This is a genomic window from Micromonospora sp. NPDC047557, from assembly GCF_043205095.1.
GTDB lineage: Bacteria > Actinomycetota > Actinomycetes > Mycobacteriales > Micromonosporaceae > Micromonospora.
Genome location: NZ_JBIDDK010000010.1, coordinates 176,257 through 198,606, shown reverse-complemented (window position 1 = coordinate 198,606; position 22,350 = coordinate 176,257). Strand labels below are relative to the sequence as shown.

Annotated in this window: 20 protein-coding genes; 10 read left to right on the top strand and 10 right to left on the bottom strand. The window is 73.1% G+C overall.

Annotated elements, in window-relative coordinates; all coding sequences use genetic code 11:
• Window positions 1–38: 38 nt before the first annotated feature.
• From ACGGAQ_RS22855 to ACGGAQ_RS22835, 5 genes are all read right to left on the bottom strand, one after another.
• A complete protein-coding gene (locus tag ACGGAQ_RS22855) occupies window positions 39–1,277 on the bottom strand; it encodes a VWA-like domain-containing protein (protein WP_393052307.1) in 1,239 nt (412 codons plus the stop codon).
• Window positions 1,274–2,500 carry an AAA family ATPase gene (locus tag ACGGAQ_RS22850; RefSeq protein WP_393052305.1) on the bottom strand — a complete coding sequence of 409 codons (1,227 nt, stop codon included), beginning with the start codon at window positions 2,498–2,500 and terminating at the stop codon, window positions 1,274–1,276. Before ACGGAQ_RS22850 ends, ACGGAQ_RS22855 begins: the two co-directional genes overlap by 4 nt.
• A 42-nt stretch (window positions 2,501–2,542) precedes the next feature.
• Complete coding sequence (locus tag ACGGAQ_RS22845; protein WP_393052303.1) at window positions 2,543–3,913, bottom strand: hypothetical protein; 1,371 nt, start codon at window positions 3,911–3,913, stop codon at window positions 2,543–2,545.
• A gap of 116 nt (window positions 3,914–4,029) precedes the next feature.
• Complete coding sequence (locus tag ACGGAQ_RS22840) at window positions 4,030–5,052, bottom strand: LD-carboxypeptidase (RefSeq protein WP_393052301.1); 1,023 nt, start codon at window positions 5,050–5,052, stop codon at window positions 4,030–4,032.
• Window positions 5,053–5,158: 106 nt separating this feature from the next.
• Window positions 5,159–5,761 (bottom strand): dihydrofolate reductase family protein, encoded by a 603-nt coding sequence (locus ACGGAQ_RS22835; protein ID WP_393052299.1) that lies wholly within the window; start codon window positions 5,759–5,761, stop codon window positions 5,159–5,161.
• 183 nt (window positions 5,762–5,944) lie between these two features.
• Between ACGGAQ_RS22835 and ACGGAQ_RS22830 the strand changes: the two genes are divergently transcribed.
• The gene (locus tag ACGGAQ_RS22830; RefSeq protein ID WP_393052298.1) at window positions 5,945–6,922 is read left to right on the top strand and encodes an aldo/keto reductase; all 978 of its coding nucleotides are present in this window, start codon (window positions 5,945–5,947) and stop codon (window positions 6,920–6,922) included.
• Window positions 6,923–6,941: 19 nt separating this feature from the next.
• Here ACGGAQ_RS22830 and ACGGAQ_RS22825 read toward each other — a convergent pair whose 3' ends face one another.
• On the bottom strand, window positions 6,942–7,685 hold the full coding sequence (locus ACGGAQ_RS22825) for a YqjF family protein (RefSeq protein WP_393052296.1): 744 nt from the start codon (window positions 7,683–7,685) through the stop codon (window positions 6,942–6,944).
• Between the two features lie 105 nt (window positions 7,686–7,790).
• Here ACGGAQ_RS22825 and ACGGAQ_RS22820 point away from each other — a divergent pair, with 105 nt between their 5' ends.
• From ACGGAQ_RS22820 to ACGGAQ_RS22810, 3 genes are all read left to right on the top strand, one after another.
• A complete protein-coding gene (locus ACGGAQ_RS22820) occupies window positions 7,791–8,759 on the top strand; it encodes an RNA polymerase sigma factor (protein ID WP_393052294.1) in 969 nt (322 codons plus the stop codon).
• Between the two features lie 112 nt (window positions 8,760–8,871).
• Window positions 8,872–9,753, top strand: a complete 882-nt coding sequence (locus ACGGAQ_RS22815; protein ID WP_393052292.1) for an alpha/beta fold hydrolase — start codon at window positions 8,872–8,874, stop codon at window positions 9,751–9,753.
• 115 nt (window positions 9,754–9,868) lie between these two features.
• A complete protein-coding gene (locus ACGGAQ_RS22810) occupies window positions 9,869–10,321 on the top strand; it encodes a DUF5709 domain-containing protein (RefSeq protein ID WP_393052290.1) in 453 nt (150 codons plus the stop codon).
• A 57-nt stretch (window positions 10,322–10,378) separates the two neighbouring features.
• Here the strand turns inward: ACGGAQ_RS22810 and ACGGAQ_RS22805 are convergent, their stop codons facing one another.
• Window positions 10,379–11,962 (bottom strand): DHA2 family efflux MFS transporter permease subunit, encoded by a 1,584-nt coding sequence (locus tag ACGGAQ_RS22805; protein WP_393052403.1) that lies wholly within the window; start codon window positions 11,960–11,962, stop codon window positions 10,379–10,381.
• Between the two features lie 325 nt (window positions 11,963–12,287).
• Window positions 12,288–13,136, bottom strand: a complete 849-nt coding sequence (locus ACGGAQ_RS22800) for an AraC family transcriptional regulator (protein ID WP_393052288.1) — start codon at window positions 13,134–13,136, stop codon at window positions 12,288–12,290.
• A gap of 50 nt (window positions 13,137–13,186) precedes the next feature.
• On the opposite strand from ACGGAQ_RS22800, the gene ACGGAQ_RS22795 reads away from it, so the two are divergent.
• Entirely contained in the window at window positions 13,187–13,609 is a 423-nt protein-coding gene (locus ACGGAQ_RS22795) for a DUF2000 family protein (RefSeq protein ID WP_393052286.1), read from the top strand.
• A 95-nt stretch (window positions 13,610–13,704) separates the two neighbouring features.
• Window positions 13,705–15,315, top strand: coding sequence for a ricin-type beta-trefoil lectin domain protein (locus ACGGAQ_RS22790; protein WP_393052284.1), 1,611 nt, complete (start codon window positions 13,705–13,707; stop codon window positions 15,313–15,315).
• A 64-nt stretch (window positions 15,316–15,379) separates the two neighbouring features.
• Here ACGGAQ_RS22790 and ACGGAQ_RS22785 read toward each other — a convergent pair whose 3' ends face one another.
• Both ACGGAQ_RS22785 and ACGGAQ_RS22780 read right to left on the bottom strand, forming a co-directional pair.
• On the bottom strand, window positions 15,380–17,914 hold the full coding sequence (locus ACGGAQ_RS22785) for an FtsX-like permease family protein (protein WP_393052282.1): 2,535 nt from the start codon (window positions 17,912–17,914) through the stop codon (window positions 15,380–15,382).
• Window positions 17,911–18,669 (bottom strand): ABC transporter ATP-binding protein, encoded by a 759-nt coding sequence (locus ACGGAQ_RS22780; protein WP_393052280.1) that lies wholly within the window; start codon window positions 18,667–18,669, stop codon window positions 17,911–17,913. Before ACGGAQ_RS22780 ends, ACGGAQ_RS22785 begins: the two co-directional genes overlap by 4 nt.
• A 148-nt stretch (window positions 18,670–18,817) precedes the next feature.
• On the opposite strand from ACGGAQ_RS22780, the gene ACGGAQ_RS22775 reads away from it, so the two are divergent.
• From ACGGAQ_RS22775 to sthA, 4 genes are read left to right on the top strand one after another with little or no spacing between them, the layout of a single operon-like run.
• On the top strand, window positions 18,818–20,020 hold the full coding sequence (locus tag ACGGAQ_RS22775; protein WP_393052278.1) for a sensor histidine kinase: 1,203 nt from the start codon (window positions 18,818–18,820) through the stop codon (window positions 20,018–20,020).
• The gene (locus ACGGAQ_RS22770) at window positions 20,017–20,655 is read left to right on the top strand and encodes a response regulator (RefSeq protein ID WP_393052276.1); all 639 of its coding nucleotides are present in this window, start codon (window positions 20,017–20,019) and stop codon (window positions 20,653–20,655) included. Before ACGGAQ_RS22775 ends, ACGGAQ_RS22770 begins: the two co-directional genes overlap by 4 nt.
• A gap of 37 nt (window positions 20,656–20,692) precedes the next feature.
• Window positions 20,693–20,824, top strand: a complete 132-nt coding sequence (locus ACGGAQ_RS22765; protein WP_393052274.1) for a hypothetical protein — start codon at window positions 20,693–20,695, stop codon at window positions 20,822–20,824.
• 53 nt (window positions 20,825–20,877) lie between these two features.
• Window positions 20,878–22,281, top strand: coding sequence for a Si-specific NAD(P)(+) transhydrogenase (sthA, locus tag ACGGAQ_RS22760; protein ID WP_393052272.1), 1,404 nt, complete (start codon window positions 20,878–20,880; stop codon window positions 22,279–22,281).
• Window positions 22,282–22,350: the final 69 nt, after the last annotated feature.

The following is a 22,350-nucleotide window of genomic DNA, read 5'->3' as shown; positions in this document are numbered from 1 at the left end:
CCAGCCCACACCGCCAAAAGCAGTGAGACACGTCGATTCTAGGTCGCCCCGATGGTCACCACCCGCGCCCACTCCGGCGGTGTGTTCGGTGCGCGGTCCTCCTCCTCGCTCCACGACGCCCGGCCCCGAGGGAACAGGCCGACCACCGTCCGCGACGTCGGGCGGGCGGACGGCCAGGGCGTCTGCCCGTCGGTCAACGCCACGATGACGTCCGGTCGAGGGCGCGCCCGCAGCGCCCGCGCGAAGCCGCTGCGCAGGTCCGTGCCGCCGCCACCGATGAGCGGGATCTCCTCCGCTCGGCACAGCGGGTGCACGACCCGCGCCGCCGCGTCGCACGGCAACACGCTCACCAGGTCGCGCCGGCCGCCCAGGGCCCGGCCGATCGCCGCCACCTCGAGCAGCGCGCTGCCCAGCTCGGCGTCGCTGACCGACCCGGACGTGTCGACGATGACGCAGACCGTCGGAGGTCGACGGCGCAGGCTGGGCAGGATCACACCCGGCAGGCTGGCGGACCGTCGGGACGGCCGCCCGTAGGTGTGGTCCGCGCCGACCCCGGCGGCCACCGCCGCGGAGCGGATCGCCGCGCCCAGCAGGTCCCGCCACGGCTGCGGCGGGTGAAACGCCTGCTCCGCCCACCGCCGCCACCCCCCGGGAATGGAACCGGGGTGCCCGGTGATGCCCTCCGCCACCCGGTACCGCACCGCGTCCCGCTCCTGCTCGCTGAGGCCGTGCGCGCCGTCCGGCCCCAGATCCCACCGCCGCGCCAGCCCGTCCGCACCGCTGCCGCAGTCCAGCCAGACCAGATCCTGGGTACGCGGTCCCAGCCCGAACTGGCGCAGGTAGTCCTCCATCAGCTCCCCTGGGTTGAGCCCGAGCGACGCCGGCTGGACGGCGCCCTCGGGCATCGTCAACCCGTCACCGAACACGTCATCGTTGATCTCGCAGTCCGCGGCGATGTTCATCCGCAGCCGCTCCCCCGGGCCGGTCAGCCCTCGGGCCCGGGCGACCCGGTCACCCCGGCCGTGGTGGTCGCGCAGCAGGTGCGACACCTCGTGCACCCACACCCCGGCCAACTCCTCCAGGGGAGTGCGGTCCACGAACGCGGGCGAGACGTAGCAGCGCCAGTGCCGGTCCACCGCCATCGTCGGCACCTGCGGGGACGCCACCGGGTGCAGGGCGAACAGCGCCGTCGCCAGGTAGGGCCGTACGCGGGCGGCGTGCAGCCGGGCCGCGTACAGCTTGTCGACGTCCAGCCGCCTCGTGCTCGGGGCGCTCACGGTCGCACCCCGGCGGCCCCCGCGACGCGGGCTGCCGCCTGGTCGGCTCGCCGGGACAGCGACACCGCCCCGCCGAGGCGCTCGATCGTGTCGGGGACGTCCCAGTCCTCGCGGCGCAGGGTGGCGAGGGTGGTCGCGGGAACCACGACCAGATCCGGCGCACCGGTCTCCACAGCCCGGGCCAGCAGGGCCCACGCGGCGTCCCACCGTGACCGTTCCGGGCGGTTGCGGACCGCCGCGACGACGGCGTCCAGCACCGCCTGGCGCAGGTCACCCCGTTCGGGCAGGACGGCCGCCGCTGGGTCGGCCAACAGGTCCTCCGGATCAGGAAGGTCCATCCGGTCCATGCTGGCCAGCAGCTCCAGCCCCGGACCGTCGCCGACCGTGCCCCGCACCAGCGTGGACAGCACCTCGCGGGACACGCCGGCGGCGCTCGCGAAGGCGGTCAGCCGCAGCGCCATCTCCCAGCTGCGCGGCGACGGCCACGGCCCGCCCCGGGCGACGTCGGTGGTGGGCAGCCGGTGCACGAGATCCGGGCGCACCGCCAGCAGTCCGCACACCGCGCGGCGGGCGAAGGCGACGGCCTCCGGCAGCAGCGCCGGGTCGAGCCGGGGCAGCTCCGCGCGGGGCCACGTGCCGCCGAGTCCGCGGACGACGACCTCGTGGTCGTGCGTCCACTGCAGGTGGACGAAGCGGTTGGCCAGCGGCGGGCTCAGTTCCCATCCGTCGGCAGCCGACGAGCGTGGATTGGCGGCGGCGACGATCCGTACGCCGGGTGGCAGCCGCAGGGCACCGACGCGGCGTTCCAGCACGAGGCGCAACAGGGCGGCCTGGACGGCCGGCGGAGCGGTGGACAGTTCGTCGAGGAACAGGAGCCCTCGACCGGCCCGCACCAGGCGCACGGCCCAGTCCGGTGGGGCCATCGGGACGCCCTGGGTTGCCGGGTCGGCGCCGATGATCGGCAGTCCCGAGAAGTCGGACGGCTCGTGGACGCTCGCGACGACTGTGGTCAGGGGCAGGTCCAGGGTGGTGGCCAGGTGGGTCAGAGCCGCCGTCTTGCCGATGCCGGGCTCACCCCACAGGAGTACGGGCAGGTCGGCGGCCACGGTCAGGGTCAGGGCCGCCAACTGGTCGTCGGAACGGGGTTCGGTGGTGGTCGCGCCGAGCAGGGCGAGCAGGTCTCCGGCGACGTCGAGCTGAGGACTTGTTGCAGACATGGTCATCACCTTTGAGTTCGTGGTGGGTGAAGTGGGGGCGTACCGCGGTCAGCGATATGTCGCGTGCCGCGAGCGGCGGGGTCGCGCGACCGCGCGGCGGGGTTCCGCGGCGGTGGGGCCCGACTCGGCCCCGATCAGGCCGGCCCGGAACAGGCCGTGGGTGATCCGCCGCTGCGCGGCGGTCTCGAGTTCGTCGCGCAGGGCCCCGGCACGCAACAGCGCCCGAGGGCCGAGCAGCGCCTCCACGGTGGCCAGCGCCCCGGCGGTGTCCCCGTGGTCGAGGCGAGCCCGCACGTCGGGCAGGCACTCCGGCTGTCGATGTGCCTCGTCGATCGCCCGCAGGCAGGGCAGCGGCGCCCCGGTGAGCGCGGCCAGCAGCTCCTCCCGGCGGATCTCTGCCGCGTCGTGATCCAGCGCGGTGAGCACGCCGTCGACCAGACCGATGCGATGGTGGGCGCCCCGGCACAGCACCACGCGCGGCAGCTCGGCCCGATCCGGCGTGGCCGGGGCGGTCGCCACCGGCTGCTCGGGCACCAGCGCCGACGCGACCAACGGATGCAGCCGGTCGGCCTCGATCAGCCCGGCACGCAGCAGCGCCAGGTCGGGCAGCACCCAGGTCGCCGCGTCGGGCAGCACCGGCAGCCCCGCCCCGCCCGAGCTGGAGACCCGTGCCGAAGGCGGCCCGTCGTGCCCGCCCGGTGTCACCTCAAGGACCAGCCGACGCCCGCCGCCGAGCCGCACCGTGACAGCCCCGCCGGTACGCCCCTCGGCGCGCAGCAGAAGCGCGGCCTCAGCCGCCCATCGGTCGGTCGCGTGCCCGGACGTCTGCGCCGCCTCTCCCCTCTCGGGGACGACGGAGGGTGGGGTGTCCCACGGCAGCAGGTCGGCACCGGATCGAGCCCGCAACTCACCCGCCCGACGCGCGTCCCACAGGTGGCGGTGCAGGTCGAGCCGGAATCGCCGGTCGGGGTGGGGGTGTGCGCCGGACCCGTCGCGCGTCCCGTCCCACAACCCGAGGCTGATCCGCTGCCCGGCGTCGGCCCACGCCGGTGGCGTCCGGGCCACGAGGTGCACCGCGCCGCCGTCGGGCCGCTCCTGGCCGTACCGGGACAGCGAGACGATCAGGCTCGGGCGCAGCAGACCGTCGGGAGCGACCCTCGGCAGGTGCCAGCGCAGCAGATCCGGGGCCAGCTGGCGAAGGTCGGCCCGGACTCGGGCCGCCAGCTCCCGTCCGTGGCGGCCGGCGACCGCACGCAGGCTGATGTCGGGGTCGACGCGGGCGGCGGCACATGCTCCGGCCCAGTCACCGACCAGACGCCGAGCGGTCGCACGCTCGATCATGGGCGGCGGCACGGCGAACTCGCGCACGCACCGCCAGAAGGACAGTCGAGAATCCGCATCCGCGGCCCGGGAGTGCATCAGCACTCACCGTTCGCGGATCGGACCCCCAATCTGAAGAGAGAGGAAGTGATCATCACGCCGGAGCATACCTGCGGGACGCCGGCTCCGCCATGGCCGCACCGAGCCCGCTGGTCTCAGCCGACCGGTCCGGTCGTCGCATGCGGCCGTACCGCCGGTTCCAACAGCGACAACGTCCGCTGCCCCGCGTCGAGGGCGGCGCGGACGCCGACCGGCATCGGCAGGTTGGGGCCGGCGTGTCCGAACTCGACGTTGCCCAGCACCGGGATCTCACGGTCGCCGAGGACGTCTTGCACCAGCTCGGGCAGCGTCGGTGACGCATCGGGCGTGTCGAGTCCGTCGATCGCGTGCGGAACGCCCACGACCATGCCGGCGATCCGGTCGAGGATGCCGGCGTGCCGCAGCACGTGCAGATAGCTCCACACGTACGACGCCTGGCCGCCCATCTCCTCCCAGAACAGCACCGCGCCGTCGAACCAGTCCAGCGGCAGCGCGTACCGCGTCGCCTGCACCAGCGCGATGCGATTGATCACCCCGCCGATGAGTCGACCTTCGACGCGACCGGGGCGCCAGCACTCCCAGGACGGGCCGGTCGGGAGCGCGCCGAGCGGCTCCGTGCCGGTCAGCAGGGCCGAGTAGAGCTTCTCCAACTCTGCCCTGCGCGCCACTGGGGCACGCTGCCACGCGCCACCGAGGCCGGGCGTGGCCAGGTCGGCATGGAACCCGACCAGACCCGTACGCGCGTACAGCACCAGATGCAGCAGCGAGATGTCGCTGAAGCCCAGGATCGGCTTGGGGTCGGCGACGATCGCCTCGACATCGATCAGGTCGAGGTAGCCGAGCGCCGTCTGACCGCCGTCGTGCGCGATGATGGCGCGCACCTCGGGATCCCGCAGGAGCCCGTTGAATTCGCCGGCGATCTCCGCGGGGGTGGCCGCGCTCCACCAACGCTGCCGCCCCGCGTCGAGCAGTGGCGCCCGCCGCACTCGGAACCCCATCCGCTCGAGCACGACCACCGCCTGCGCGAGGTCGGGCTCGTAGGCCGCGTGCAGCGGCCCGGACAGCGCGGCGACAACGACCAGATCGCCGGGCCGCAGCGCAGGTGGTCGAAGCAGTCGAGGCGATGCGGAACTGGTCACCGGGGCAGTGTCCCGACACGCGCACCAGCGCGCCACACCAATTCCGATCAAGCACGCTGGCGTACGGGTGCGAGGGGCCGGCCCGGGCGGGCCGGCCCCGAGGCGGTCAGGCCGCCGGGCGTACGCGGTAGGCCAGGTGCGTGACGCCGTCGCCCTCGACGACACGGAAGGGGCCGTCGAGTTGCAGCGGCGCGATCGTCAGGCCGGCGAAAAGCGGTATGCCGGCGCCGAGCACGACCGGGACGAGGTCGACGTGCACCTCGTCGAGCAGGCCGGCCTCGACGACCTGGGCCGCGATGGTGCCACCGTTGACGCCGACCTCCTTGTCACCGGCGAGCGCCTTCGCGCGGTCGATGGCGCTGGCGATGCCGTCGGTGACGAAGACGAAGGAATCGTTCTCCGGCTCCCAGCCCTCCGGCACGGTGTGCGTGACGACCACGACGGGTACGTCCATCGGGTGCCGGCCGCCCCACCCGCCGGTCATGTCGAACAGCCGCCGGCCGACGACCAACGCGCCGGTACGTTCGGTGAGGTCCCGCAGGTGGCGGGCGCTCGCGGCGGACGTCCGGAACGTCATCTCCGGGTTGGCCGTCGGGGTCTCGACGTCGCCGCTGCCGTACCACTGGAAGAGGTGCTCGAAGCCGCCGTGGGAGGCGTTCGCGATGTAGCCGTCCAACGACATCGTCGCCCCGGTCGTCACCTTCGTCATCGGTCCACTCCTTGGTCTGTGCGGTGTCAGCCTGCCGGTGAGGCCGGTCGTGCCCGGCCCTCACCCCGTGGTCGAAGCAGGCGCTGCCGTCCTCGACACGGCCGCCGAACTCTTTCTGACCGGGTTGGACCGCCGCTGGATGCCGCCGGGCGGCAGGCGGACGGCGGTCGTAGCGTGGTGCCCATGAGAACCACCACGCTGGGCAGTGCAGGGCCCGAGGTCGGCGTCATCGGTCTCGGGTGCATGGGCATGAGCCACGGATACGACATCACCGGCCCCCGCGACGACGACACCTCGATCTCGGTGATCCGGCAGGCGCTGGACCTGGGCGCCACGCTGATCGACACGTCCGACGTGTACGGGCCGTACACCAACGAGGAACTGGTCGGCCGGGCGCTGGCCGACGGCCACCGGGAGCGGGCCGTCCTGGCGACCAAGGTCGGGCTGGTGGCCACGTCCCTGACCGGAGGCCCCGGCAACTCGCCGAAGATCGGCAACAACGGCCGTCCGGAGCACATCCGCACCGCGATCGACGACAGCCTGCGCCGCCTCAACACCGACCATGTCGACCTCTACCAGCTGCACCGCGTCGACCCCGAGGTGCCCATCGAGGAGTCCTGGGGCGCGATGGCCGAGGTCGTCGCGGCGGGCAAGGCCCGCCAGATCGGCCTGTCCGAGGTGACGGTGGACCAGATCGCGCGGGCCCAGGCCGTGCACCCGGTGGCGTCGGTGCAGTCCGAGCTGTCACTGTGGACCCGGGACCCGCTGGCCGAGGTGCTGCCGTACTGCGTCGCGCACGGCATCGCCTTCCTGCCGTTCTCCCCGCTGGGCCGGGGCTTCTTGACCGGCCGGTTCTCGTCGTTCGACGACCTGCCGGCCGACGACTTCCGACGCGGCCTGCCGCGCTTCCAGCAGGACGCGCTGCGGGCCAACCTGGCCATCGTCGCCCGGGTCCGGGAGATCGCCGACCGGGCCGGCGTCACTCCCGCGCAGGTCGCGCTCGCGTGGGTGATCGCCCAGGGCGACCGGGTCATCCCGATCCCCGGCACCAAGACGCCGAAGTACCTGGTGGACAACTGCGCGGCCGGCGACGTGCAGCTCGGCGCCGAGGAACTGGCCGACCTGGACGGGCTGCCCGCCCCCGAGGGCGGTCGCTACTGAGCATCCGGCGGCCCGGCGCTCAGCCGGGCCGCCGGAGCGTCACCGGCGGGCCGAACCGCACCCCGACACCGGGCGAGTAGAGCACGCTGACCGGCGGTCCAACCGGCGCCGGCAGCCCGGCGGCGGCGACCAGCCCGTCGTCCAGGTGTAGGAGCTCGGCCCGGTACAGCGGCCAGCGGGGATGCCAGTTCGGCAGGTGCAGCGTGCGACCGTACGCCCGGGTGTGCAGCCCCCACCGGGCGGTGACGAAATGGTCCAGCGGGGTGGGGTCGGCGATCGGCTCCCCCACCCGGACCGCCATCCGGCTCGTCGTACCCGCGGGGCCGGGCCAGCGACGCCGGCACCGGTAGGTGAGTCGGTCGCCGCCGCGGTCCAACCGCATCGACGACCAGAGGTACGGCAGACGCAGCGTCGCCCGTGCCACCAGCACCGGCACGAGTCGGGACGCGTCGAGCGAGCGGAACACGACGGCCCGTCGACCGGTGTCGTCGACCGAGTAGAGCCGGACGTTCGTCTCGGCGAAGGTGCCGAAGTACGGCAGCCCCGGCCCGCGACCGAAGCCCAGCCCGACCATCCGGAAGCCGATCAGCCCCACGAAGCTCACGCCGTCCAGCGTGTCCGGACGAGTGCCGGCGGGCAGCAGCGGCGCGACGAGTTCCGGGTCGACGGCCCAGTGCAGGAAGGTGAGGTCCTCCCAGCGCTGCCGCAGGATCGTCTGGACGAACGCCTGTCGGGGCGCGTGGTCGACCGGTTCGATGTCCACGCCCCTCATCCTGACTGAGTCGCGCGAACCGACACGCGCCGTCCCGACGATCATGGGGACGAACCCGTCCCCGGCCGGGGCGACGCCGGCCCGCCGTAGGCTTGAGTGAGCAGAAGCGTTCAGAACAGGCCGTTCGGGGAGGAACTGGACGTGACGCAGGGTGACGCGGAGCTGGTCGCGCTCGCGCAGGCGGGAGACGCGGCGGCGCTCGGTGCGCTGCTGACCCGTCACGAGGCCGGCATGCGGGCCGTGGCGCTGGGCGTCCTGGGCTACGGACCGGACGCCGAGGACGCGGTGCAGGACGCGATGGTGACGGCCCTGCGGCGCATCGGTGAGGTCCGCGACCCGGGCGCCGTCGGCCCGTGGCTGCGCACGATCGTCCGCAACAACGCCCGGATGACCCTGCGCGGGCCACGCCCCGTCCCGGTGGCCGAGCCGGAGTGGTTCGCCCAGCCCGCCACCAGCCCCACCCCCGAGGAGGCTCTGGACTCCGGCGCGCTGCGCGACTGGGTGTGGCACGCCATCGGGGAGTTGTCCGAGCCGGACCGGCTGGTCACCCTGCTGCGGTACTTCAGCGACGCCTCCTCGTACGAGCAGATCGCGGCCGTGTGCGGCGTGCCGGTCGGCACCGTCCGCAGCCGCCTCAGCCATGCCCGTCGGGCCCTCGCCGGCGGTCTGCGGACGGCGGCGACCACGGCGCACGCCGACGTCAGCGCGGCCGGCGACGCCCGCTGGCGCGAGGGTCGCGACATGATCGCCACGGCCATGCGGGGCGACTTCGACCGGGTCGTACACGAGATCTGGTGGCCGGACGCCGAGATGGTCATGCCGGGTGGGCCACGCGGCGGCCGTGACCTGGCGATCTGCGGCATGACCACCGATCTGGAAGCCGGGGTACGCCAGCGGCTGCGCAACGTGGTCGCCAGCGGCGACGTGCTGATCTGGGAGACCGACCTGATCAGCCCGCCGGACGACCCGGAGCACTGCCCACCCGGCGCGCTGTGGTTGCAGCAGCTGCACGAGGGGCGGGTCCGCCGGCTCACCCTCTTCCACCCCGTCCCGGCGCTGGTCTGAGAAACGTCGCAGACCGAGCGAACTTTCCCCTCCACCCGTGCATCTGGTCCGTGTCAGTCACCAGCCGCGCGGCGGACACACGCCGCGCGGGTCACGGATCGGGAGATGGTTCATGGGTTCCACCAGCCACGACGTCGACGCCCTCGCACCGGGTGCGCACACCTTCACCGTTGATGGCGTCCGGCAGGTCTACCACGTCGCCGGCACCGGCCCGGTCTGCGTGGCGCACTCCGGCGGCCCCGGGATCGAGTGGGCCTACCTGCGCGCGCCCGGCCTCGAAGAGCACTTCACGATGGTGTACGTCGAGCCGGTCGGCACGGGCGCGTCGGGGCGCCTCGACACCAACGACTATCACCTCGTCACGTATGTCCGGTTCCTCGACGCCGTCATCGCGCACCTCGGCGCGCCCCGGGTGTACCTCCTCGGCCACTCGCACGGCGGATTCGTCATCCAGCGGTACGCCCTGGACCACCCGGACCGGGTCGCCGGCCTCGCCCTGTACGACACCTCACCCGTCACCGGCGCCGACTTCTGGGGTGAGGCGATGGCCAACCTCGCCGCGTACCCGCAGCGGCACCCGGACCGGCCGGAGGCGGCGGAGATCCCGGCCGCGTTCGCGCAGATCGGCGCCGCCACCGACGACGAGTCCCTGGGCGACGCCCTGCGCGCCGCCCTTCCGGTGTACTTCGCGGACTTCTGGGGTCGGCAGGCCGAGTTCGCCCCGCTCCAGGCGGCCGTGCGGATCTCGGCGGCGCCGGCCGGCGCGCAGGACCCGACGCCCTTCGACGTGCGCGACCGCCTCGCGGAGATCACCGCGCCGGCCGTGGTGATCGTCGGGGCATACGACTTCATCTGCGGCCCCCGCTATGCCGAGGAGCTGCACTCGGGCCTCAAGGACTCGCGCCTGGTGGTGCTGGAGCGCAGCGGGCACTTCGCGCACGTCGAGCAGCCGGCGGAGTTCACCGAGGCGGTGGTGGAGTTGCTGAAGCGCTGACCCGCGCGCCGCGCCCCGAGGTCCGTTCGTCACAGCGGGCAGGGCCCGGGGGGCGGCGGCGTTTGACGGTCATAGGCTTGGCACTTCGCTGCGCCGTGACGAAGGAGAGACCGCCATGAGCCAGACGGATTCCGTCGACGAGTGGAACGTGGCCGAGGACGACGGCGTGCTGGACGCCTCCGACACCCTCGACGACGACCGCGTCGGCGACCCCCTCGACACCGGCATCGTCGCCGCGGACCACTGGACGGCGGCGAACCGGTTCGGCACCACCCCCGCCGAGGAGCGGGCGGGCGAGTCGTTGGAGCAGTACCTCGCCCAGGAGGAGCCGGACGTCGACCCGTACGCCGAGGGCGGCGACGACGAGGACGAGCTGACCCGCCGAGGGTACGAGACCGAGGCGCGCGCCGGCCGCCTCGTCGAGTACGACGAGGGCGTCCGCGAGGACGACGAGGCCGAGTCGGTGGCGTGGGACGCCGGGATCGACGCGGGTGGCGCCAGCGCCGAGGAGGCCGCGGTGCACGTGGTCGACGACCCCGACGGCCCGGGCGACGGTCCGCTGCGCTGACCAGGCACACCGCCGCGCTCGACACCGCAAGGGCGTCGAGCGCGGCGGGCGCGTCGGTCAGTGGATGACGACGGGCGTCTTCGGCAGGTCGGTCTGCTCGTCGCCGAGCGGCTGCGCGGGCGTACGGCGGCGCGGCAGTAGGGCGGCCGGGATGAACGTGGCCAGCACCAGCGCGAACGCCACCCAGAACGTGTGGGCGAACGACCTCGCGGCGAAGTCGAGACCACGCTCGATGATCGACGGATCCACCGGCATCTGCTGGAGCAGCTCCGGCCGTTGCTGGGCGGCGATGGCCAGCCCGGCCTCGGTGATCGGCTTGCCGCTCGGGTCCACCGCGCCGGGGATCGGCCGGGAGCCGTTCAGCTCGTTGGTGAGGATCACCGACATCACGGCGGCGCCAACCGAGCCGCCGATCTGCTGCAGGATGTTGACAAGCGTCGAGCCGCGCGCGACCTCCTGTGCCTGCAACGTCCGCAGCGCCGACGTCATGACCGGCATCATCGTGCCGCCCATGCCCAGGCCCATCACGAACAGCGACCCGCCGAGCAGCCAGTACGAGGTCTGCGGGTCGACCTGGGTGAAGCCGAAGAACCCGGCGACGATCAGCGCCAGCGCGAACGGGACGGTACGGCCGATGGGCACCCGGTCGGCGAGCGTGCCGGCGATCGGCATGGTGATCATCGCGCCGAGGCCCTGGGGCGCCATCAGCAGCCCGGCGGCCAGCGTCGACTCGCCGCGCACCTGCAGGAAGTAGCTCGGGAACAGCAGGCCGGCGCCCATGAACGCGATGATGAACACGAACAGCGTGACCGAGGCGATGGTGAGGTTGCGGTTGCGGAACAGCCGCAGGTCGAGCAGCGGGTGCCGAGGCTTGAACGAGTAGAGCACGAACGCCACCACAAGCGCGCCGCCGACAAGCATCGGGGCCCACACCTTGGTCGCGGAGAAGGTGCCCGCCTCCGGCAGCGACGAGACGCCGTAGAGGAAGAGCGCGAGACCTGGGGAGAGCATCAGCATGCCGAGGAAGTCGAAGGACTCCGACGGCTCGGGGGCGTCCTTCGGGAGCGCCATCTGCGCGTAGATGAGGGCGACGACACCGATCGGCAGGTTGATCAGGAAGATCCAGTGCCAGCTCGCCGTGTCGATCAGCCAGCCGCCGAGGATCGGGCCGCCGATCGGGCCGAGCAGCATCGGGATGCCGAGGACGGCCATCAGCCGGCCGATCCGGTGCGGCCCCGCCGCGCGGGTCATGATCGTCATGCCCAGCGGCATGAGCATGCCGCCACCGAGGCCCTGAAGGACGCGGTAGCCGATCAGTTCGCCGATCGAATCCGCGGTGGCGCAGAGGCCGGACCCGATCGTGAACAGGGCGAGCGCCACCATGTAGAGGCGCTTGGTGCCGAATCGGTCGGCCGCCCATCCGCTGAGGGGGATCACCGTGGCCAGGGCCAGCGTGTAGCCCGTCATCGTCCAGGCCACGCGGGCGTAGGACGCGTCGAACTCGCTCTGGAACTTGGGCAGCGCGACGCTCACCACCGTCACGTCGAGAATCGACATGATCGCGCCAAGGACGACGACACCCGCCACCTTGAGCACCGCGGCGTCGAGCTTGTCCGATGTCGCGACGGATTGCTGTGTCACTGACTCTCCTGAGGTCGGTTGATCCGGCGAATGGTGGGCGGTGGCAACGGATGCCGCGCCGACCAGGCGCGGGACGCGACGTGCCGGGGCGACGACGCGCGGAGGCAGACTATCCGGGGACTGTGACGGATTGCCGCCGGATTTCGTGACGACCACGTGGCGGAACCGATCGGCCGCCCGATTGGAACCGGTCGTTGAGGTGTCGATCAGCCGGCGGACCGACCCGGCACGAGAGCACCCCGGCGGAACAGCGCGGCCGACCCTGGCTGTTGCACCCGACGCCGCGCCGAGGTCGCGAGCGACGAGAAGCTGCGTCTGCTGTCCGTCATCGGCGGTCAGCTCGTCCGATCGCCGGCGGCTCGCCAGGAACGCGCGCGGGAGCCGCATAGCGGGACGGGCTGACGCCCAGGTGCCGCCGGAAGTGGCGGGTCAGGTGCGCCTGGTCGAAGAACCCGGCGGCGGCGGCGACCTCGGCCGGGCGCTGCCCCGCGAGGAGCAGACGGCGTGCCAGCTCGACCCGACGACCGGTCAGGTACGAGTGCGGCGGCAGCCCGTGCGTGTGGGTGAACGTCCGGACCAGGTGGGTCGGGTGGGCGTGCAGCAGCTCGGCGGCCTGGCGCAGCGTGAGGCCCTCGACGGTCCGGGCGTCCAGCAGCTCGCGTAGTCGGACGGCGAGGCCGCGCGCGGCCGGCGGAACGCTGGCCGGGGAGCGCTGGCGCAGCCGCTGGCGCAGCCGGTCCAGGATGAGCGCGAGCCGGCTGTCGGCCTCGAACTCGTCCCCCGGCGCGGCGAGCACCCGGTGCAGGTGGTGGATCCGGTCCCGGAGGCGCGGATCGGCCAGGTCCGGCCGGTCGACCGCCGGACCGACCAGCTCGGCGTCGAGCGCCGTGGTGTCGAGGTACAGGACCCGCTTGCGGAAGCCGTTCGGTGTGGCGGACCGGCCGTCGTGCGGCACGTACGGCGGCAGCAGCGTGACCGACGTCCGTAGCGCGCCGTGGCGGTGCCGGTCCAGGTCGAAGCGGACCGCGCCGTCGTCGACGATCAGCAGCGTCCACACGTCGTGGGTGTGCAGCGGGTACGCGTGATCCAGGAAGTGGGCGTGGAAGACCTCGGCGACCCCGGCGACTGCGGGTCGCCACGCGCTGACCTGTGCGCCCGTCGGTCGGGTGACCACGCTAAGAACGTACAAGAACGGCCGGGTGCCGGACGGGCAGGCTCGACGGCATGACCGAACCGATCCGTTTCCCCACCAAGATCGCCGTGCTGCTCCGTAACGACCTGGCGGGCTGGCAGCGGCTGAACGTCACCGCCTTTCTGGTCAGTGGCATCGCGCAGGCCGAGCCGGAGCTGCTGGGCGAGGAGTACCGCGACGCGGACGGCACCTCGTACCTGCCGATGTTCGGCCAGCCGGTGCTGGTCTTCGCCGGTGACCGGGCCACCCTCACCGCCGCGCACTCGCGGGCGCTCACCCGCGGGCTGCGCCTGGCGATCTTCACGTCGGAGTTGTTCGCCACCGGCAACGACCGGGACAACCGGGCGGCGGTGCAGGCGGTCGGCCGGGAGAAGCTCGACCTGGTGGGGCTGGCCCTGCACGCGCCGCGCACCGTGGTCGACAAGGTCCTCAAGGGCGCGGCCATGCACCCGTGAGCGCATCCGGCGCGGTGAAGACATTGATATCAATGGGTACGGCTGTAATGATTAACACACTTTACAGTTGTTTCGTCGCCCGGAAGGACCCCGACATGGCGCGCCGATTGGCCGGGCCCCCGCCCCGCCGCCCCCGTACCAGGTTCGCCGCCGCGCTCGCCGCGGCACTGCTCGCCGTGCCGACCGGCGTGTTCGTCGGCGCCTCCGCCGCGACGGCCGCCGCCACGGGCGCCATCACGGGGTACGGCGGCAAGTGCGTCGACGTGGCCGCCGCGAACCCGGCCAACGCCACAGCGGTGCAGCTCTACACCTGCAACGGCTCCACCGCCCAGCAGTGGACGGTGGCCGACGACGGCACGATCAGGGCCCTGGGCAAGTGCCTCGACATCGCCGCCGCCAGCGCCACCAACGGCGCCCGGGTGCAGATCTACGACTGCAACGGCACCGGCGCGCAGCAGTGGTCGTCCAGCGCCGGTCAGGTGGTCAACCCGACCTCGGGCAAGTGCCTCGACGCGACCGGCCCCAGCTCGGCCGACGGCACGCCGTTGCAGATCTGGAGCTGCACCGGCAGCGCCAACCAGCTCTGGAGCCTGCCCAGCGGTGGCACCACTCCCCCGCCGTCGAGCGGCTTCACCCACCCCGGGGTGCTGGTCAGCCGCGGCCAGCTCGACTTCGTCCGGGGGCGGGTGCAGGCGGGTGCGCAGCCGTGGGCGGCGGCGTACAACCAGATGATGGGCAGCCGGTACGCCTCGCTCTCGCGCACCCCGGCGCCCCGCGCCGTCGTCGAGTGCGGCTCCTACTCCAACCCCAACAACGGTTGCACGGACGAGCGCGAGGACGCGATCGCGGCGTACACCGACGCGCTCGCCTGGTACCTCACCGGTGACTCCCGGTACGCGCAGAAGGCGATCCAGATCATGGACGCCTGGTCGGCGACGATCACCTCGCACACCGGCAGCAACGGGCCCCTGCAGACCGGCTGGGCGGCCTCGACGTGGCCTCGGGCCGCGGAGATCATCAAGTACACCTACGGGAGCTGGCCCAACGCCAACCGGTTCGCCACCATGCTGCGCAACGTCTACCTGCCGGTGGTCCGCAACGGCTCGAACAGCAACGGCAACTGGGAACTGACCATGATGGAGGCCGCCGTCGGCATCGCCGTCTTCCTGGAGGACCGCACCGCCTACGACGCGGCGGTCACCCGCTTCCTCAACCGCACCCGCGCCTTCATCTACCTGCCCAGCGACGGCGCGCTGCCGTACACCGTGCCCGCCAGCGGCCTGGACACCAGCTCGGAGATCATCGGCTACTGGCAGGGCCAGTCCACCTTCGTCGCCGGCCTCGCACAGGAGACCTGCCGGGACTTCGTCCACACCGGCTACGGGATCTCCGCCATCTCGCACGTCGCGGAGACCTCCCGCATCCAGGGCCGCGACCTGTACCCGCAGGTCGGCGAGCGGCTGCGGCAGGCGCTCGGCTTCCACTCGCGCTACCAACTCGGCGAGGCGGCACCCTCCTGGCTCTGCGGCGGCACCCTCACCCGGGGCCTCGGCCCCGTCACCGAGGTCGGCTTCAACGCGCTGAGCAACCGGCTGGGCAACGTCATGACCAACACGCAGACCCTCACGCTGCAACAGCGACCCGCCGGCACCAACAACCTCTTCGTCGCCTGGGAGACGCTGACCCACGCGAGCAACCCCAACTGACCGCGCCGCGGCGGGCCGGCGCCGAACCCTCTCGACGCCGGCCCGCCCCCGCACCTCGGCGCGCTCAGCCCTCGACGCCCAGCGCCACCACCGGGCTGACCCGCGACGCCCGCCGCGCCGGCAGCACGCCGGCCAGCGCGGTCAGCCCGACCAGCGCCGCGAAGAGCCCGACCAGCGACAGCACCGGCAGCGACAGCGGCGCGTTGAGCCCGAGCGCCCGCACCGCCAACCAGGCGTACGGGACGCCGAGCAGCAGACCGAAAGTCGCGCCGATCACCCCGTACAGGCCGGACTCGACGGTCAGCATCGTGCGCAGCCCCGCCCGGGACAGGCCGACGGCGCGCAGCAGCCCGGACTCGCGGACCCGCTCGACGACCGACAGCGCGGTCGTGGAGCCCACCCCGACCACCGCGATCAGCACGGTCAGGCTGACCAGGCCGGCAGTGATCCAGACCAGGGCGCTCAGCACCGCGTCGTTGCGATCCCGCTCGTCGGCGAGCACCGCGATGCCCAGCCCGGCGCCGTTCCCGATCGCCTGCCGCAGCGCCCGCACCCCGGCGGTGCGGCCGTCCTCGCCCGCCTGCGCCGCGTCGGCCAGCAGACCGGTGTACGCCGTCGGCCCGCCGATCCGGTCCAGGTCGGCACGGTCGGCGAGGATGCCCGCGTACAGGGGGCCACGGTCGGGCAGGACCGCCGCCACCCGTACGTCGACAGTCCGCCCTTCGCGGGCCAGTGTCACGGTGTCACCGGCCCGCAGCCCGGCGTTGCGGGCGACCCAGTCACCGAGCACGATCCGGCCGGGTCCACGGTCGGCGAGGGTGCCCTGTGCCACGTCCAGGTCCGCGGTGGTCGGCAGCGCCGACATGTCGAGGTCGGTGGTCGAGTACCCGGACTCGGTGTCGCCGAGCCGTTCGGCGCCCCGCATCAGCGCGACGTCGTGGACCATCCGGTACGGCACCACCCGGGTCAGCGCGCCGCTCGCCGCCCGCGCCCTCGTCACCACGGCGACCGGCAGGCTCGTGCCGTCACCGGAGGACACCTCGAAGTCGGCCGGCGCGGAGAGCGCCATGTCGCGATCGGCGACGACCCGCATCGACGCGCCGCCGATGACCACCCCGGAGATCAGCGTCACGCCGAGCGCGACCACGACGGAGACGGCGGCGGCCCGCCGCGGCGTCCCACCGATCCCGCCGACCGCCAGCCGTCCCAACGGTCCCACCTGCCGCAACGGCCAACCCGCCACGGCCAGCACCGGGCGCACCAGCAGCGGCCCGAGGGCGACCAGGGCGAAGAACGCCAGCGCTCCCGAGGTGACCACCAGCAGCAGCGCCCCGCTCGGGTCGTACGACTCCTGGTCCGGCGCCGGCAACCGCCGCACCGCCGCGACGGCGGCCAGCAACGCGCCGAGGACCAGCAGCGCGCCGGACACCAGACGCGGCGCGCCGATGCCGCGCCGCCCGGCGGTCACGCTCGCCGCCCGCAGCGCCTCCAGGGGCGAGACCCGGGCGGCGGAGAACGCCGGAGCCAGCACCGCCACCACGGTGAGGACTACCGCGCCGAGCACCACCGCGACCGCCGCTCCCAACGACAGGCCCGGCGACGAGACCGCCATGCCCGAGGCGCGCAGGACCATGGGGAGGACCTGCCCGGCGGCGAGGGCACCGACGACTCCCACGACACCCGCGACCAGCCCGGTCAGGGCACCCTCGGCGGTCAGCGCGACCACCAGCCCGCTCCGACCCGCGCCCACCGCCCGCAGCAGCGCGAGTTGCTGCATCCGCTGGGCGAAGACGATGCGGAACGTCGAGGTGACCACCAGCGCCGCGGCGACCACCGCGACCGCGACGAACATGCCGACCAGCGCGAACAGCCTGCCCACCTGCTCGGCCGCCGCGTCGGCCTCGGCGTCGCGCACCTCGGCGCCGGAGCGGATCGGCTGATCGGCCGGGACCACGGCGGTCACCCGGTCCCGAACCGTCTCCGCCGCGCCGGCAGCCGTCCGCACGTCGATCCGCTCGACAGTGCCGACGTGACCCCACGCGGCCACCGCGTCGTCCGGGGCGTACGCGTCAGAGCCCCCGTCGTCGGGGCTGTCGACCACGCCGGTGACGGTCAGCGGCGCCCCGGTGGGGAGTTCGCCGCCCGTCCCGGTGGTGACGGTGCCGATCGTCAACCCCAGCCGCTCGACCGTACGCCGGCTCACCGCGATCTCGCCGGGCTGGTCCGGGTAGCTCCCCTGGACCAGGCGGACCGTCGCCAGCGGGCCGGCGCCCGGGTCGGTCCGCAGGTTGAGGTAGCCCTCCGCGAGGGAGACACCGAGCGTCGTGCGGCCTACCGCCTCGGTGACACCCGCCACGGCGCGGACGGCACGCAGCGCCGCCACGGTGGGCGGCGGCTGCTGGGGGTCACCGATGACCAGGTCGGTGGCGGCCGGCGTGCCGCTGAGGTTGTCCCGCGCGGTCCGTTCGGTGATCTCCTGCGCCAGTACGGTGCCGAAGACGACGAACGACGCGACGAGGATCGCCAGGCCGGTCAGGATCAGTCGACCCGGGCGTCGGGCCGCGGCGCTCACCTGGGTACGCAGCACCGTCGCCCTCACGCGGGGACCGCCAGCTCGCGCAGCGCGTCGGTGACCGAGCCCTGGTCCGGCTCGGCGATCTCGCCGGCGACCCGGCCGTCGGCGAGCAGCACCACCCGGTCGGCGTACGCGGCCGCGATCGGATCGTGGGTGACCATGACGACCGTCTGGCCCAGGTCGCGTACCGAGTCGCGCAGGATGGTGAGCACCTCGGCCCCGGAGCGGGAGTCGAGGTTGCCGGTCGGCTCGTCGGCGAACACGACCTCGGGCCGCGACACCAGGGCCCGGGCCAGCGCCACCCGCTGTTGCTGGCCACCGGAGAGTTCGCTGGGCCGGTGCCCGAGCCGCTGCCCGAGGCCCAGTACGTCGACGAGGCGCGCGAGCAGGTCACGGTCGGGTTCCCGGCCGGCGAGATCCAGCGGCAGAGTGATGTTCTGCGCGGCGGTGAGCTGCGGCAGCAGGTTGAACGACTGGAAGACGAAGCCGATCCGGTCGCGGCGTGCGCGGGTCAGCGTGCGGTCGGACTGACCGGTCAGCTCCGTGCCGCCGAGCAGGACCCGGCCGGAGGTGGCCGTGTCCAGGCCGGCCAGGCAGTGCATCAGCGTCGACTTGCCGGAGCCGGACGAGCCCATGATCGCGGTGAACTCGGCCCGACCGAAGCCGACCGAGACGCCGTCCAGGGCACGGACCGCGGTGTCGCCGCTGCCGTACACCTTCACCAGGTCGACCGCGGCGACGGCGGCCTGCCCGATCGGCGGCGGGGCGTGGGTTGTCATGGGTTCCTCCAGTGGCTGCGATGTGACCGCCGGAAGCCTCGCCCGCGTCGGGCGGGAGCCGCATCGGCCCGCGGTCGGGGAACGCCCGTGCCGGGTCTGTCTTTCGGCCGATCTGCCCGCGCCGTCCGCCTGGCTACGCTGGGTCACGATGAACGCGCTGGGATTCTCGACATGGTGGGTACGCCTGGGTCAGCTCGCCGGTCTGGCGGCGCTGGCCCTGCTCGGTGCCTTCGACCTGCGGTACGGCCTCTACACCGGGGTGAGCGTGGCCGAAGCCCTGCGCGCCCTCGTGCAGGTGGGGTTGGCGTTGATGACCGCGGTGGTCTGGCTGCCCGTGCACCGGCAGGGGTCCCGATCCCTGCCGCTCGCGGCGCTCGTGCTCGGCACCATCTCACTCACTGTCACGTTCGGCTTCCTGGTGCTCAGCCGGAGCGGCAGTTATCTGCTGGGCGGCAGCTGGGGGCTGGCCGAGTCCGCCGGGATGATCGCGGTGGTGTTCGTGGTGACCCGGTGGGCCGCCGCACGGCTCGCTCCGTGGGCGGCGGTGCTCGCCGTGCTCGCTGCCGCCGCGCTGCCGCTGCGCGCCGGGGCGGACTACGTCTACGTGATCTTCGGGCTCCTCCAGGCGCTCGCCGCGATCGGCGCCGCCGCCGTCGGGATCTACCTGCGCGTCGTCGCCACCGGGCGGGAGCGGGCCATCGCGCTGGTACGGGCCGAGCAGCGCGCCGAGTTCGCCCGCGACCTGCACGACTTCATCGCCCACCACGTGACCGGCATCGTGGTGCAGGCGCAGGGCGCCCGGTTCGTCGCCGAGCAGGACCCGCAACGGGTGATCGTCGCGCTGGAGCAGATCGAGCGCGCCGGCGCCGAGACGATGGCCTCGATGCGGCGGATGGTCGGCGTGCTGCGCAATCCGGACGCCCCGCCGGACGCCCCGCTGGCCCCGCTGGCCGGCGTGGCCGACCTCGCACCGCTGTTGGAGGGCCACAACGACACCACGAACGCGCCGGCCCGGCTGTACGTCGACGGTCCGCTCGACGAGCTGCCGGTGGAGGTGTCGACCTCGGCGTACCGGGTGGTGATGGAGGGGTTGACCAACGCCCGCCAGCACGCCCCGGACGCCCGGTCGGTGGCCGTGTCCGTGCGTCGTACGCCGGACTGGCTCCTGGTCCGGGTCGCCGACGACGGCACGACCCCGCGTACCGCTCCCGCCCGGGGGCACGGCTTCGGCCTGCTCGGCCTCACCGAGCGGGTACGCGCCCTCGGCGGCACGATCACCGCCGGGCCGGGCATCTCCGGCGGCTGGGTGCTCGACGCCGCGTTCCCGCTGCGGTCGGCGGTGGCCCGATGATCCGGGTGCTGATCGCGGATGACCAGGCGATGGTCCGGACCGGCTTCAGCATGATCATTGGAGCGCAGCCGGACATGGCGGTGATCGGCGAGGCCGCCGACGGGGTCGCCGCCGTCGAGATGGTCCGGCGGCTACGCCCGGACGTGGTGCTGCTGGACATCCGGATGCCCCGCCTCGACGGCCTGGAGGCGTTGCGCCTGCTCGCCGGGCCGGGCGTCGCCGACCCGGTGCGGGTGGTCGTGGTGACGACCTTCGACCTCGACGAGTACGTGCACACCGCGCTGTCCAACGGCGCCTGCGGCTTCCTTTTGAAGGACTCCGGCCCGGCGCTGCTCGTCGAGGCGGTCCGCGCGGCCGTCTCCGGCGACGCGCTGATCAGTCCGTCCATCACCGTACGACTGCTGGAGCACCTCAGCCCGCCCAGCGCGCCGCGGGACGACGCCGGCCTGTCCCCGCGGGAACTCGACGTCGTGCGGCTCGTCGCCCGGGGCCTGACCAACGCGGAGATCGCCGGTCAGCTCTTCATCGCCGTCGGCACCGTGAAGACCCACCTCGCCAGCGTGCAGGCGAAGCTCCCGGCCCGCAATCGCGTCGAGATCGCCGCCTGGGCCTGGGAACGCCGCCTCGTCGGCTGAACGACGACCTGACCGGCCGAACAACAGCTACCTGCGGGTGCGCAACACCGGCCACAACGCGGTGATCAGGCCCGGTGGCACCGTGTCGCTGGGCGTCGTCGCCACCGGTACGCAACTGGCGGAGGAGGTCACGCTGAACGGCGGCACCTGCGTGGTGGCAGACAAGTAACGCTCGCGTCCGGGGTCTGGCGTCGACGGCGACATCTTGCGACGCTAACGATCGTGTATGACTACGACCTGTTGGTGCTGGGCTCCGGACCCAGCGGTCAGAAGGCCGCGATCGCCGCCGCCAAGCTCGGCAGGCGGGTCGGCATCGTGGACCGCCGCGACATGATCGGTGGGGTGTGCATCAACACCGGCACCGTCCCGTCCAAGACGCTGCGGGAGGCCGTGCTCTATCTGACCGGCCTGAGCCAGCGCGACCTGTACGGCAGCAGCTACCGGGTCAAGGAGGAGATCACGGTCAGCGACCTGGCCGCCCGCACCCAGCACGTGATCACCCGACAGACCGACGTCATCCGCAACCAGCTCGCGCGCAACCGGGTCGCGATGATCACCGGGACCGGGCGCTTCGCGGACGCGCACTCCATCTGGGTCGACGCTGGCTCCGGGCGCGAGTCGAAGGTGACGTTCGACAAGGCCATCATCGCCGCCGGCACGCGCCCGGCCCGCCCGGACAGCGTCGACTTCGACGACCGGACCATCGTGGACTCCGACGGCGTCATCAACCTCCAGGCCGTCCCGCGCAGCATGGTCGTGGTCGGCGCCGGCGTGATCGGCATGGAGTACGCGTCGATGTTCGCCGCCCTCGGCACCAAGGTGACCGTCGTGGAGCGCCGCGATCGGATGCTCGAGTTCTGCGACGACGAGGTCGTCGAGTCGCTGAAGTACCACCTGCGTGACCTGTCGGTGGCGTTCCGCTTCGGCGAGGAGGTCGCCGCGGTGGAGAAGCACCAGACGGCGGCGCTGTGCATTCTCAAGAGCGGCAAGAAGATCGTCGCGGACACCGTCATGTACTCGGCCGGCCGGCAGGGCCAGACCGACGACCTGGCGTTGGAGGCGGCCGGGTTGCAGGCCGACCGGCGCGGCCGGATCGCGGTCGACGCCAACTACCGCACCCCGGTCGACAACATCTACGCCGTCGGCGACGTGATCGGCTTCCCGGCGTTGGCGTCCACCTCGATGGAGCAGGGCCGGCTGGCCGCGCAGCACGCCTGCGGCGAGCCGATCCGGGAGATGCACGGCCTGCAACCCATCGGCATCTACACCATCCCGGAGATCAGTTTCGTCGGCCAGACCGAGGCCGAACTGACCGAATCGTCGACGCCGTTCGAGGTGGGCATCGCGCGCTACCGCGAGCTGGCTCGTGGCCAGATCGTGGGCGACTCGTACGGGATGCTGAAGCTGCTCGTCTCCCCCGAGGACGGCCGACTCCTCGGGGTGCACGTGTTCGGCACCGCGGCGACCGAGATCGTCCACATCGGGCAGGCGGTGATCGGCTGCGGCGGCACGATCGACTACCTGGTCGACGCCGTGTTCAACTACCCGACCCTGGCCGAGGCGTACAAGGTGGCCGCGTTGGACGCGTCCAACAAGATCCGCAACATCACCCGCATCGACGGCTGACCCCGGACCCCCACCCCTCCCCCGGCCCCGGCCCCGGTGATCAAGAGGTTTGCGTCACGACACGCCGGG